Raw genomic sequence first — 12,332 nt, forward strand, 5'->3', positions numbered from 1 at the left:
GCGACCGCGGTCCGTCAACGTGGCAATGGGCTATCACCGTCATAGGCAAAGCGTTTGACCTATTCGTCCGTGCGGATCCAGAATGCTTACGTCTCAATCAAAAAACTGGAGACTCCCCATGAGCCAGAATCAAGCGGAAGCCAAGTGCCCGTTCCACCATGCGGTGGCCCGCGGCACTGTCAATCGTGACTGGTGGCCCAACCAGTTGCGGGTGGACCTGCTTCACCAACATTCCTCCAAGTCCGATCCGATGGGCAAGGACTTCGACTACGCGAAGGAGTTCAAGAGCCTCGACTACGAGTCGCTGAAGAAGGATCTGCGTGCGCTGATGACGGACTCACAGGACTGGTGGCCGGCGGACTTCGGCCACTACGGGCCTCTGTTCATTCGGATGGCCTGGCACAGCGCCGGTACCTACCGTACCGGCGACGGGCGTGGTGGCGGCGGCCGGGGCCAGCAGCGCTTTGCGCCGCTCAACAGCTGGCCTGACAACGTCAACCTCGACAAGGCGCGCCGACTGCTGTGGCCGATCAAGCAGAAGTACGGCCGCAAGATCTCCTGGGCCGACCTGATGATTCTGACCGGCAACGTGGCCCTGGAATCGATGGGCTTCAAGACCTTCGGCTTCGGCGGCGGCCGTCCGGACACCTGGGAGCCCGACCAGGACGTCTACTGGGGCAAAGAGACGACGTGGCTGGAGGACAAGCGCTACACCGGCGACCGCGACCTGGAAAACCCGCTCGCTGCGGTGCAGATGGGCCTGATCTACGTCAACCCGGAAGGCCCGAACGGCAACGCGGACCCGGTCTCGGCGGCCAGGGACATCCGCGAAACCTTCGCCCGCATGGCTATGAACGACGAGGAAACCGTCGCCCTGATCGCCGGCGGCCACACCTTCGGCAAGACCCACGGCGCCGGCCCGGCAGACCTCGTCGGCTCGACCCCGGAAGCGGCCGACCTGGAGGAGATGGGCATGGGCTGGAAGAGCACTCACGCCAGCGGCATCGCCGGCGATGCGATCAGCAGCGGCCTGGAAGTCACCTGGTCACAGACGCCGACGCAGTGGAGCAACCACTTCTTCGAGAACCTGTTCAAGTTCGAGTGGGAACCGGTCAAGAGCCCGGCCGGCGCGGGACAGTGGCAGGCCAAGGGCGCTGCGGCGGACATTCCGGATGCCCACGACAAGTCGAAGAAGCGCGTGCCCACCATGCTGACCACCGATCTTTCACTGCGCATCGACCCTGCCTACGAAAAGATCTCGCGGCGCTTCCTCGAGCACCCCGAGCAGCTTGCCGACGCGTTTGCGCGTGCCTGGTTCAAGCTGACGCATCGCGACATGGGCCCGCGCTCGCGCTACCTCGGCCCGGAAGTGCCCGCCGAAGAGCTGATCTGGCAAGACCCGATTCCGAAGGTCGACCATCCCCTCATCGACGACAAGGACATCGCGGCGCTCAAGACCAAGGTGCTGGCCTCGGGCCTGTCGGTGTCCGACCTGGTGCTGACGGCCTGGGCCTCGGCCTCCACCTTCCGCGGCTCCGACATGCGGGGCGGCTCCGACGGCGGCCGCATCCGCCTCGCGCCTCAAAAGGACTGGGAAGTCAACGAGCCGACGAAGCTGGCCAAGGTGCTCAAGACGCTGGAAGGAATCCAGGGCGAGTTCAACAAGGCGCAATCGGGCGGCAAGAAGGTCTCGATGGCCGACCTGATCGTCCTGGCCGGCTGCGCCGGCGTCGAGCAGGGGGCCAAGAACACCGGTCACAACGTGACGGTGCCCTTCACCCCGGGCCGCATGGACGCGTCGCAGGAGCAGACCGATGTGCAAGCCATGGCGGTGCTCGAGCCGGTGGCTGACGGCTTCCGCAACTACCTGAAGAAGGACTATGCGGTTCCCGCCGACGCGCTACTGATCGACAAGGCCCAACTGCTGACGCTGACAGCGCCCGAGATGACGGTGCTGGTGGGCGGCATGCGCGCGCTGGGCGCCAACGTCGGTGCCACCAAGCACGGCATCTTCAGCCAGAAGGAGCACGCGCTGACCAACGAGTTCTTCGTGCGCCTGCTCGACCTGAACACGACCTGGAAGGCTGTGCCCGGCGAGTACAACCTGTACGAGGGAGTTGAACGCAAGACAGGCGAGCGCAAGGGAACCGCGACTCGCGTGGACCTGGCGATCGGCTCCAATTCAGTGCTGCGCGCCCTGGCCGAGGTCTACGGCAGTTCGGACGCGCAGGAGAAGTTCGTGAAGGACTTCATCGCGGCGTGGACCAAGGTGATGAACCTTGGCCGGTTCGACATGGTCTAGACAATCCTCATGGTTGCCGATTCGACGTAGCTTCAAGGCAGTCGCCGTTGCGAGCGCCCGGCGACGCCATCGCATGCAACGCCGTGGTGCTGGACCTTCGCCAACTGGAGCTTGCAGGAGGCCAACGAACGATGGCCTCCTCAAGCGCGGCCTGCCGATCGCCAGGCGGAAGCTATGTCTGGTCGCGATTTTCACGAACAAAATGGTCTTGCCCCGTATGTCCGGACACGGCCTATTCGCAAATTAACGCCGCTACGCCTATGCAGCCAAGTGCGCAGGAGACAACGATGACGGCCAGCTACGTAGAAATACAAGGCGCCCAGGCGGATATTGACCTCTGGGATGGGTTGATCACGGATCAAAACGCCCTCATCGGCGTCATGATGCAGAAGATGTCCCAAGTCGGATGCACGGATGCAGCATGGCTCGACGAGCGAATCACGGAGGCGGAAAGTATCGAGAATCGCTTAGGGCAAGACTGATCAAGTCCCCTGGCCCGGCGATTGCTGTGTCGAAGGCACAGTCACAGCGTGAGTGCCGAAAATGAAGCAGCAGACATTGGCGATGGCGGCGGACCAGGGTGCGGGATTCGAGCGATTTCGCCGTCGCACCAAGCGTGAAGACTTTCTGGATGCGATGGACGCGATCGTGCCGTGGGCTGCGTTGTGCGCAGTGATCGAGCCGCACTATCCCAAGGCCGGCAATGGGCGTCGTCCGATCGGACTGGAGCGCATGCTGCGCATTCATCTGCTGCAGCACTGGTTCAATCTGGCCGACAACGCGGTAGAGGAGGCGTTGTACGACATTGCCAGCCTGCGTAGCTTCGTGGGCATCGACCTGGGTGTGGAGCGGGTGCCTGACGAGACCACGGTGCTGAAGTTTCGCCATCTGCTGGAAAAGCACGACCTGGGCAAGCAGCTGTTTGCCGAGGTCGGCAAGGTGCTGCAGTCCAGCGGCTTCCAAATCAAGACCGGGACCATCGTGGACGCTACGCTGATTGGCGCACCGAGCTCGACCAAGAACGCCGACAAGGCGCGAGACCCCGAGATGCACCAGACGCGCAAGGGCAAGCAATGGTATTTCGGCATGAAGCTGCACATCGGCGTGGACAGTCAGAGCGGGCTGGTGCACAGCGCCGTGGTGACGGCGGCCAACATGCACGACAAACACCCGCTGCCTGACCTGCTGCACGGCAACGAGCGCCGCGTCTACGGCGACAGCGCGTATGCGAGCCAGAAGAACCTGATTCGAGGCAAGGCGCCGAACGCACTGGACTTCACCAACCAGCGCACGCGCAAGGCGGGGTGCGAAGTCGATGAGGTGAAGAAGGCGAAGAACCGCAACAAGTCCAGGATTCGCGCCCGGGTCGAACATGTCTTCGCGGTGGTCAAGCGGTTGTGGGGCTTCGACAAGGTTCGGTATCGCGGACTGGCGAAGAACGCGACCCGGGCGTTCGTGACGCTGGCGATGGCCAACATCTATCTCACGAGGCGACCACTGTTGGCACAAATGCGTGCATAGCGAACCAGGAGCGGGCCAATGGCCCGCAGTCAGAGCCCGAACGGGCTGATTTGCCTTCGATTGCGCCCCACAATCGATCACAGTCCCATGAAATCGACGGAATTCATGTCGCCGGCAAGCCAGTACCACTGTTCAACAAAAAGAGTGGCTTGATCAGCCTTGCCTTAGTCGTCGGACTCGACCGCGCCCAGCGCCGACTGCGGGCATTGATCTAGACATCCCGAGTGCTCGACTCAAGCGGACCAACGTCCGGGAATGATGCGGTGCAAAGGTCGGAATGCGGCCAGACTGAGGCGCGAGACGAGTATTAAAGCTACCTGTAGCGGGTTGGAATCCGAATCCTTCCGGCTCGCAATCAGCGAGCTCTTCGACTCACATTCGAAGCGACTGCCGAAGCAACCAACCGGTCCGACTGCATGCAAGGTAGGACGGACGGAGAGCACCCGCCCGCGACAGCCGTCTGCAACGTTCTTCTGGCCCGACATGCCGTTGGCGCAGGTGCTGATGAGGATCGTCGGACGGCCGCTTGTCGAATTCAAGAAGCAGAGCCGCCGGTGGACAACATGCCCAAGGTTCGCTTATGCAGCGGAAGCTCGCCACGCCAAGGTTGGGCTTTAACTTCAGAAAAGTGCCCTCTCCCCATCAACGCTTCGGATTCACAACGTGGGCTACGAAGCCCTCGTCATCAGGCGCAGGTTCTGCACGGCCGCGCCTGCGGCACCTTTGCCCAGATTGTCGAGAACCGCGCTCAAGACGATCTGACCTGTGCGTTCATTGCATGCAACGGCCAGACTCATGTCGTTTGAGCCGTTGTGGACTTGCGGGTCCAGTTCGGTCATCGGCGCGGCGGAAGACATCGGCATTACACGCACATGCGCCGCATCGCGGTATCGTTCCCTGAGGCATTCGTGGATGCGCACGCCAGAAACATCGGCGGGAAGCATTCGCGTGTGCAGTCCAATGGTGAGCACAATGCCCTGCCGGTAGCTGCCATAGGCCGGCACGAAGATAGGCCGGTCCGCCAAGCCGGCGTAGGCCTCAATTTCCGGCACGTGCTTGTGCTCGAGTGCAAGGCCATAGACCTTCAGTGAATGCGCCCCCGCCTTGGCCTCGTGCGCTTCCGCCCCCGCCCTGCCCTGACCCGAATAGCCTGAGACGGCGTGGATGACAAGCGGATAGTCGGCGGGCAACAGGCCCGCATCCGTCAGCGGTCGCAGCAGGGCGACCGCGGCCGAGGGATAACAGCCCGGATTTGTGACCCGCAGTGCCGAGGCGATACGTTCGCCTTGCCGTGCATCGAGCTCCGGCAGGCCGTAGACCCAACCCGGGCTGGTGCGGTGCGCCGAGCTGGCATCGATGACACGCACCGAAGGGTTCTCGATCATCGCCACCGCATCTCGCGCCGCGGCATCGGGCAGGCAAAGGATTGCGATGTCGCTCTCGTTGAGAGCGGCCCGGCGGGCAGCCGCATCCTTGCGCAGGCTTGTCGGTAATGTGCGGATGCGAAATTCCCCACCCCGGAGTCGGTTCTGCAGGTCAAGGCCGGTGGTGCCCTGGTCGCCGTCGATGAAAATATTGAGGTCCATGGAGCGCAATCGTAGGGATACGACTTCCATGGCTCCAGCTAAATATACGGAACGCAGGATTAAGAAAAGTTAAATTAGCGAGATGCGGGAATTGAGCCTTGACCATCTGCGCACCCTCGTCGCCATCGCCGACCTTGGGTCCCTGGCCAATGCCGCACGCGCCCTTCACCTGGCGGCACCCACCGTCACCGTTCAGATCGCGGAACTGGAGTCGCGATTGGGTGGCCGCTTGCTCGTTCGTGGGCGGGGGCCCGCGCAAGCGACCGCCTTGGGTGAGCGCTTCATCGTGCGTGCCCGCAGGCTGCTGGCGGACGCGGACGACGCAGTGGAGGACGTTCGACGTCAGCTCGCAGGCCAAACGGGCCGCGTGCGGGTGGGTGCCTCGACAGGCGCCATTGCGCACCTGCTGCCGCCCGCGCTCGAACGTCTTGCCCGGAACCATCCCGGCATCGACGTGAACGTGCAGGTGCTGACGTCCAACGACAGCATGGCCCGGCTCGCCGCAGGTAGCCTGGACCTGGCGGTCGTGGCGCTGCCGCAGGCGCCTGTGCGCGGCGTTCATGTCACTGCCCTGCGGCGCGAGGCTGTCGTCGCCTTTCTGCCGGCGGCCTGGAAAGCACCCAAGCGGCTTACCCCGCAGTGGCTGGCCCAGCGACCGCTGATCATGAACGACTCCACTACACGTCTTTACCGGCTGACCGCGGAATGGTTCTCTACGGCTGGCGTCCATTGCCGGCCGTGCGTCGAGCTCAACTACAACGATGCGATCAGGACACTGGTCGCCGCCGGCTACGGAGCGGCCTTGCTGCCGGAGGAATCGCACGAGCCCGCGCGTGATCCTCGCATCGCCGTCCGCCCGCTCAGCCCGGCTCTATGGCGGCAGCTGGGTCTCGCGGTCAGTGACCGAGGCGCCAGCGGCCCGACACGTTTCGTCTTGGAGGCGTTGCTGCCTGAGAGGGATTCGGCTACTTGAGTCGGCGCTGGGCGGCTGCATAGGGCCGACTGTACGCATTCGCCCAAGCAAGTTCAAAGTCCGCAACCAGTCTGACCCCGACCTACACATGATGGGCAGCCGGCGAGGTCCGAGCCCCTCGGCTGTTTGCGCATCTATTGGCTTTGTTTGCGCATTTATTGACCTAGAACACCACTTCACTGATCGGTCTACTTCTGTTCCGGCTCAAAACAAGCGCAAACGGCCACCCAGGCCAGGCAAGGCCCGCCAAGGACGTTTTCAAGGCAGCAAGGCGCGAGAAATCCCGAACAACGCCAGCATGAGCACGGACGGAGCGCTCCCGTGCGCCAACAATTGCTTGAACAAGGCCCCCTGCTCTGCTGGAATGAACGGCCCAGCGCGAGCTGGCTGTAAAGCGCCAGCACCACCAGCGGTCCTTGCTGGGCCAGCGCCACGGCGAAGGTGCTGGCGTAGACGCCCCAACGTGCCTGAACCCAGCGAAGAGAGCGGCCTGGCCCCCCGCCTGCCTACGGCCGGCCAGCGTCAGCCCCCAGCAAAGGGCCCCCAGCGCCACGCGGCACAGCAGCGCGCCGAAAGCGTCAAAGGTGGTGTCCTGGGTCGCGGACGGGCGTCGTCGGCGTAGGCATGGGCCACCATCGTGGCCGTATTGGCGAAGATGGCGGCGGCCGCCACGCCCTGCAGCGCCCGCAGGATCAGCATCAGCGGCGCATTCGGCCCATGGCCGTGGCACTGAAGAAGCACAGCGCCACGGCCAGGCAGGAGCTGATCAGCACGCGCCAGGGCGCGACGCCCGCCGGCTGGCCGGGCATCGCCTGCGCCGAAGAAGAGTCGCTCATTGCGCCGTCACGTAGCTGGTCATGGCCAGCCGCTGCCCGCCGCTCACGGCGCTACTTTGAAGCCCGAGGCCTTCACCACGGGCGTCCAGTAGCTGCGCTCCTCATCCATGGTGCGGCTCAGTTCGGCACTGCCCAGGCCGGTGGCCTCCAGGCCCACATGGTCCAGGCGCTTCTTCACGCTGTCGGTCTTCATCGCGGCGATGAAGGCCGCTTCCAGCTTCTGCACAGCGGCCTTGGGCGTGCCGGCCGGCACATAGGCGCCGTAGGTGGTCACGGCCTTGTCGAAGGCCGCGAAGCCGGCCTCCTTGGCCGTCGGCACATCGGGCAGCCAAGCGGTGCGCTGTGTCCCCGTCACGGCCAGGATGCGCAGCTTGCCCGAGCGGTGCAGCTCCAGCTGACTGGCCACGGCGTCGATGCTCAGCGGAATGTGGCCGCCCATGATGTCGGTGGCCAGCGGGGCGCCGCCCTTGTAGACCACAGGCTGCAAGTCCACGCCGGTTTCCTGCGCCAGCTTCAGCAAAGCGAAGTGCAGGGTGCCGCCCAAATTGGCCATGCCCACGCTGGCCTGGGCCGGGTTGGTCTTGACCCACTGCACATACTCGGGCAGTGTCTTGTAGGGCGTGGCCGGCCCGGTGGACAGGGCGCTGGGCACATTGGCCAGATGGGCGACCGGGACGAAGTCCTTCTGCGGCTCATAGCTCAGCCGCGCAAAGGTCATGGGAAAGAGGACGAAGGCCGGCGTGTGCGCCAGCAGGATGGTGCGGCCATCCGGCTTGGCGTTCTTGACGGTGACGATGGCGATCTGCGTTGAGGCACCGGGCTTGTTCTCCACCAGCACGGGGGCCTTGAGCGTGTGCTTCATCTCTTCGGCCACCGAGCGGGCCAGCACGTCCAGTGCGCCGCCGGCCGGGAAACCCAGCACCAGCCTGTAGGGCATGTGCTCTTCGTCGGCATGGGCGGGCACCAGCGCGCAGGCGGCGGCCAGGGCCACCAGGAAGGAACAGATGGGGAAGCGCATAGGAAGGGGGTCCAGAATGGAGTGAGAGATGGGCGCGGACCGGATCAGTCCGCGATGAGGGGCAGCGACCGGCTGGGTGTGTGCGCGGCCATGAACTGCGTGGCTGCCTGCAGCAGGGGCAGGTCCTGCTTGAAGCGGCCCACCAGCTGCAGGCCGATGGGCAGGGCGTCGCTGGCCGCACCGCTGGGCAGGCTGATGGCCGGGTGGCCCGTCAGGTTGAAGGGCATGGTCCAGGGGAACCAGTTGGGCCGTACCTCAGAGTGACGCCCGCGGCCACCGAGGCCGCGGCACCGCCGCTGGAGCCGCCCGAGGTCCGCGTGGCATCCCAGGCGTTGGCGGTGCTGCCGAACAGTGGTGCATCCGTCAGGCACTTGGCGCTGGTGGTCTTGCCGATCACGATTCGCTCCGTCCGGGGCCCATCTCACTTCTTGGCCTGCTGCGAGTCGGCCTCGCCGAAGTTGGCCATCATCGCGGTCCATCGAGCGATGTCAGACTTGACGAAGTCCATCGTCTCTGCCGGCGGGCTCGGTTGGATCAGCAAGCCGATCTCTTTCATCTCAGCCTGGATCTGTGGCGCCTTCAGGACCTCCCCCAGTGTCCTTGAAAGCGTGTTCACGATGTCGGGCGGCAGGTTGGCAGGCCCCAGCAGTGCAAACCAGTTCGAGATGCCAAGCTCGGGCATGCCGAGCTCGTGCACTGTCGGTACGCCGGGCAGTGATGGCGAGCGCGTCTGGGAAGTCACGGCAATGGCCGTCATCTTTCCGGCTTGCACGTTCGGTAACACCAGCGGCAGCGTCACGGCCGCGATGTTCAGGTCTCCGCGCATCAGGTCGATCATCACGTCGGGTTGCCCGCGGTAGCTGACGTGCGTGAGAGCAATGCCTTGCTGCTTCTTGAGCAGTTCGAGCGTGAAGAAGGGAGTGGTCCCGGTGCCCGGCGATCCGTAATTGAAGTGCGCAGCCTCAGCCTTCGCAGACTTGACGAAATCGCGCAGGTCACGTGACGGGGTCTTGGGAGGGACCACAAAGGCTTGCGGGATGGTGCCGATCATCCCAATCGCGCTGAAGCCAGTCATCGGGTTCCAGGTCGAGGACGTCGCGCCGGGCGGCACCATCGTCGTCGGTCCACTTGCGAGCACCAGGGTGTAGCCATCTGCCTTGGCGCGCGAGGCATAGGAATAGCCAATGCTGCCTGCCGCGCCTGTGCGGTTCTCAACCACAAAGGCGGTGTTGAGGCGATCGGACATGCCTTGTGCGATTCGCCTCGCGATGACGTCAACGATGCCGCCTGCGGGAAACGCCGAGACGATTGTCACAGGCCGGTCCGGATAGGTGGCGGCGCCTGCTGATTGCAATGGCGCCATTGCAAGGGCCAGGGTCGCGAAGGCCGCGCCTGCGACGAGTGAGCGCCGTAGCGGGAACAGCGCGGGAACCTCAAGGTCGAGGCAGGAAGATGATTTGGTCATGATCGGGCGAAAGGATGGAACGAACGGAGAGTGAAATTCGATAGGCGCGCGCAGCGGCTGGTCGGTGAATCAGCCGATCGCTGGCCTGCGGTCCACCAGGCCCTGTGATCGCTCCAGCAACGCCGCGCAGCGCAGCAGTTCGGCATCCTTACGGAGGCGGCCGACAAGCTGGATGCCGATGGGCAGACCGAAGGCGCCGAAGCCGTTCGACAGGCTGATAGCTGGATGCCCGGTCAGGTTGAAGGGCATGGTCCAGGGGAACCAGTTGCGGCGGACATCTGGAAACACCTGACCGTCGATCTCGAGGCTGCCGAACAAGTCCTGCTCGATGGGCAGGGCCGTGCGCGTCAAGGTCGGCATCGCGAGGAGGTCGTTGCCATCCAAGAGCGACTGGACGAAGCGGAACAGGCGAGTCCGCTCGATCATGGCTTTCTGGTAGTCGACGCCGCTCACGGAAGTGACCAAGGCCATCTGCTTCTGGAAGGTTGTGCTCAGCATCTGCGGATGCTCTCGCGCCATGTCGGCATAGCAGGTTCGCCAGACTGTGTGGTTGATCACGCGCCAAATCGGCTCGATGTCGAACCCATTTCCAGGCATCTCGATCAGGTTCGCGCCCAGGCCCTGCAAGTGAGCGAGCGATGTGCGGAAGGCTTTTTCCACCTCGGCCGACACAATGCGCCCTTCGGGTGCCAAGCAGTACAGCACGCGCTTGCCGCGCAAGTCGCCCTGCGGTGCGGAAGCCTTTGCGTAGTCTGGCACCTCGACGCCGGTGGACCATGGCTCGCCCGCATCCTCGCCGGCCATGGCCTGCAGCATAAGTGCGGTGTCGGCCACCGTGCGGGACATCGGAGTGACGAAGGTCACGTTGCCGTAGACGTCGTCGGCCTGGCTGTGGGGCACCAGTCCGCTGCTCTGCTTGAGACCGACGATGCTGTTGCAGGCGGCTGGGATGCGCGTGGAGCCACCGCCATCGGTTGCGGCACCGATGGGCGCGATCGATGCCGCGACCGCGACGGCTGTGCCGCCGCTCGACCCGCCGCTTGAATGTGCGGCGCTCCAGGCGTTGCGCGTGCGACCGAAAAGCGGCGCGTCGGTCAGGCACTTGGCGGCGAATTCGGGGGTCGTGGTCTTACCCACAAGAACCGCACCTTGTCGGCGCAGCCGTGCTACCACCTCCGCATCTTGTGCGGGAACGTGCTGTGCGTGCAGCAGCGAACCATAGGTGGTGCGAATGCCCTGCGTATCGATCACGTCCTTGCAGGTGTAGGGCACGCCGTGCAGCAGGCCCAGCGGTTCGCCTCGCATGAGAGCTTTTTCGGCGTCTTTGGCCTGTGCCAGGGCCTCGTCGGCACAGATGGTGATGAAGCAGTTGAGCCCGGGTTGCAGCCGCTCGGCTCGCTCGAGCACCGCCCTCGTCACCTCGACCGGGGACAGCTCTCTGTGCGCGATATGCCTGCGCAGTTCAGTCGCTGTCATGAAACACAACTCGTCGCTCATGTCCTCGATTCCCTTCGTCTCTGCTGCCACCTGGCAGGCGATGCATGAAGGTTGGCATGGAGGGTGCTTGCCGTCCAATACCGAGACACAACACAGCCATATGAGAGTCGTATGAGCAGGATCGACCTGCGAAGCCTTCGCTACTTCGTCGCCGTGGCCGATGCGCAGAGCGTCGGCAAAGCGGCGCTGCGGCTGCACATGGCGCAGCCGCCGCTGTCGGTGCAGATCCGTGCACTGGAGACCCAACTTGGGGCGCAGCTGTTTCGCCGCTTGTCAGGCGGCATGCAGCTGACTGATGCCGGCCAGGCGATGCTGGTGCGGGCGCGATCGGCGCTCGCGCTCGCGCAGGACGGCTTTGAGGCGGCGCGTGCCGTGGCCGCAGGCCGGAGCGGCCGTCTCACGGTCGGCTACATGTTCGCGCTGGGCTATTCGCTCTTGCCGAAGCTCGTGCCGCAGCTGCGGGCCGAAATGCCGGACGTCGAACTCCAGCTCGTGGAGATGAGCGCGGCCAATTACGAAGCCATGATCTCTGAACTCAAGGTCACAGTCGCTGTGTGCATGCCACCGGCGATCCGCGACGGCATCGCGACCTCGATAGTCGCATCCGAGCCCTTGTGCGTGGCAATGGCAGCAGACTCGCCGCTCGCGCAGCTTCGCCACATCCCTCTCGCGACTTTGTGTGGCCACAGTCTCATTAGTCTGCCGGGGCCGGTGGAAGGCGTCGACCACTCTCTGGTAGCCAGACTTCTACGGCGCGAGCACATCAGCATGACGATCGCGCACCGCGTCGAGACCATCCATGCGGCCTACCCCCTGATCATGGCCGGCGAAGGTGTGGCGATCCTGCCTGCCTGCGCGGCCTACGGCAGTCCGCCCGGCCTGGAGTTCAGGCCGCTGGCAGGTGTCGAGGACCAGTTCGATGTCGCAGTCTGCTGGAGAAGCGACCTCCCAAGTCCCTTGATCGAGCCCTTCGTGGACGCGGTGCGCTCTGCCCTCGCGGGGACGCCTCGCATCAAGGCAACCTTGTGATTGCTACGGCCGATTCGGAGCGTACCAACTGGTCGCCTTGGTCTAGGGTCGTCTGATACCTGTCCGTGCGACACGACAGCGCCGAGCGCGAGAACGGCCCGAGGG

Annotated in this window: 11 protein-coding genes and 1 pseudogene; 5 read left to right on the forward strand and 7 right to left on the reverse strand. The window is 64.4% G+C overall.

Annotated features, from left to right (window positions below):
- The first annotated feature begins 118 nt into the window (after window positions 1–118).
- From katG to ACSQ86_RS21370, 3 genes are all read left to right on the forward strand, one after another.
- Window positions 119–2,302, forward strand: a complete 2,184-nt coding sequence (gene katG / locus ACSQ86_RS21360) for a catalase/peroxidase HPI (RefSeq protein ID WP_436309552.1) — start codon at window positions 119–121, stop codon at window positions 2,300–2,302.
- A gap of 287 nt (window positions 2,303–2,589) precedes the next feature.
- Window positions 2,590–2,784 (forward strand): hypothetical protein, encoded by a 195-nt coding sequence (locus ACSQ86_RS21365; RefSeq protein WP_436309553.1) that lies wholly within the window; start codon window positions 2,590–2,592, stop codon window positions 2,782–2,784.
- A gap of 61 nt (window positions 2,785–2,845) precedes the next feature.
- Entirely contained in the window at window positions 2,846–3,823 is a 978-nt protein-coding gene (locus ACSQ86_RS21370) for an IS5 family transposase (protein ID WP_436309264.1), read from the forward strand.
- A 668-nt stretch (window positions 3,824–4,491) separates the two neighbouring features.
- On the opposite strand, the gene argC is transcribed toward ACSQ86_RS21370, so the two are convergent.
- Window positions 4,492–5,409 carry an N-acetyl-gamma-glutamyl-phosphate reductase gene (gene argC, locus ACSQ86_RS21375; RefSeq protein WP_436309554.1) on the reverse strand — a complete coding sequence of 306 codons (918 nt, stop codon included), beginning with the start codon at window positions 5,407–5,409 and terminating at the stop codon, window positions 4,492–4,494.
- Between the two features lie 82 nt (window positions 5,410–5,491).
- Here argC and ACSQ86_RS21380 point away from each other — a divergent pair, with 82 nt between their 5' ends.
- Window positions 5,492–6,382 carry a LysR family transcriptional regulator gene (locus ACSQ86_RS21380; protein ID WP_436304964.1) on the forward strand — a complete coding sequence of 297 codons (891 nt, stop codon included), beginning with the start codon at window positions 5,492–5,494 and terminating at the stop codon, window positions 6,380–6,382.
- A gap of 698 nt (window positions 6,383–7,080) precedes the next feature.
- On the opposite strand, the gene ACSQ86_RS21385 is transcribed toward ACSQ86_RS21380, so the two are convergent.
- From ACSQ86_RS21385 to ACSQ86_RS21410, 6 genes and pseudogenes are all read right to left on the reverse strand, one after another.
- Complete coding sequence (locus ACSQ86_RS21385; protein ID WP_436304967.1) at window positions 7,081–7,218, reverse strand: hypothetical protein; 138 nt, start codon at window positions 7,216–7,218, stop codon at window positions 7,081–7,083.
- Window positions 7,219–7,261: 43 nt separating this feature from the next.
- A complete protein-coding gene (locus ACSQ86_RS21390) occupies window positions 7,262–8,236 on the reverse strand; it encodes a tripartite tricarboxylate transporter substrate-binding protein (RefSeq protein ID WP_436304968.1) in 975 nt (324 codons plus the stop codon).
- Window positions 8,237–8,280: 44 nt separating this feature from the next.
- Window positions 8,281–8,499: pseudogene (locus ACSQ86_RS21395) on the reverse strand (amidase family protein); the annotation flags it as partial.
- Window positions 8,448–8,633: an amidase family protein gene (locus ACSQ86_RS21400; protein ID WP_436304969.1), complete on the reverse strand. Its 186-nt coding sequence runs from the start codon at window positions 8,631–8,633 to the stop codon at window positions 8,448–8,450. The gene ACSQ86_RS21400 and the pseudogene ACSQ86_RS21395, both read right to left, overlap by 52 nt.
- A 24-nt stretch (window positions 8,634–8,657) precedes the next feature.
- Window positions 8,658–9,701 (reverse strand): Bug family tripartite tricarboxylate transporter substrate binding protein, encoded by a 1,044-nt coding sequence (locus tag ACSQ86_RS21405; RefSeq protein WP_436304970.1) that lies wholly within the window; start codon window positions 9,699–9,701, stop codon window positions 8,658–8,660.
- Window positions 9,702–9,770: 69 nt separating this feature from the next.
- Entirely contained in the window at window positions 9,771–11,198 is a 1,428-nt protein-coding gene (locus ACSQ86_RS21410; RefSeq protein ID WP_436309555.1) for an amidase, read from the reverse strand.
- A 63-nt stretch (window positions 11,199–11,261) separates the two neighbouring features.
- On the opposite strand from ACSQ86_RS21410, the gene ACSQ86_RS21415 reads away from it, so the two are divergent.
- The gene (locus ACSQ86_RS21415; protein ID WP_436309556.1) at window positions 11,262–12,227 is read left to right on the forward strand and encodes a LysR family transcriptional regulator; all 966 of its coding nucleotides are present in this window, start codon (window positions 11,262–11,264) and stop codon (window positions 12,225–12,227) included.
- The last annotated feature ends 105 nt before the right edge of the window (window positions 12,228–12,332 follow it).

It is taken from the genome of Variovorax sp. LjRoot130 (genome assembly GCF_964253755.1).
Classification (GTDB): Bacteria; Pseudomonadota; Gammaproteobacteria; order Burkholderiales; family Burkholderiaceae_C; genus Variovorax.

Excerpts from the sequence above, each read along its gene's own strand:
- ACSQ86_RS21405 (WP_436304970.1), bottom strand. The coding sequence starts at position 9,701 with ATGACCAAATCATCTTCCTGCCTCGACCTTGAGGTTCCCGCGCTGTTC.
- ACSQ86_RS21410 (WP_436309555.1), bottom strand. The coding sequence starts at position 11,198 with ATGAGCGACGAGTTGTGTTTCATGACAGCGACTGAACTGCGCAGGCAT.
- argC (WP_436309554.1), bottom strand. The coding sequence starts at position 5,409 with ATGGACCTCAATATTTTCATCGACGGCGACCAGGGCACCACCGGCCTT.
- ACSQ86_RS21385 (WP_436304967.1), bottom strand. The coding sequence starts at position 7,218 with ATGAGCGACTCTTCTTCGGCGCAGGCGATGCCCGGCCAGCCGGCGGGC.
- ACSQ86_RS21390 (WP_436304968.1), bottom strand. The coding sequence starts at position 8,236 with ATGCGCTTCCCCATCTGTTCCTTCCTGGTGGCCCTGGCCGCCGCCTGC.
- ACSQ86_RS21380 (WP_436304964.1), top strand. The coding sequence starts at position 5,492 with ATGCGGGAATTGAGCCTTGACCATCTGCGCACCCTCGTCGCCATCGCC.
- katG (WP_436309552.1), top strand. The coding sequence starts at position 119 with ATGAGCCAGAATCAAGCGGAAGCCAAGTGCCCGTTCCACCATGCGGTG.
- ACSQ86_RS21365 (WP_436309553.1), top strand. The coding sequence starts at position 2,590 with ATGACGGCCAGCTACGTAGAAATACAAGGCGCCCAGGCGGATATTGAC.
- ACSQ86_RS21370 (WP_436309264.1), top strand. The coding sequence starts at position 2,846 with ATGAAGCAGCAGACATTGGCGATGGCGGCGGACCAGGGTGCGGGATTC.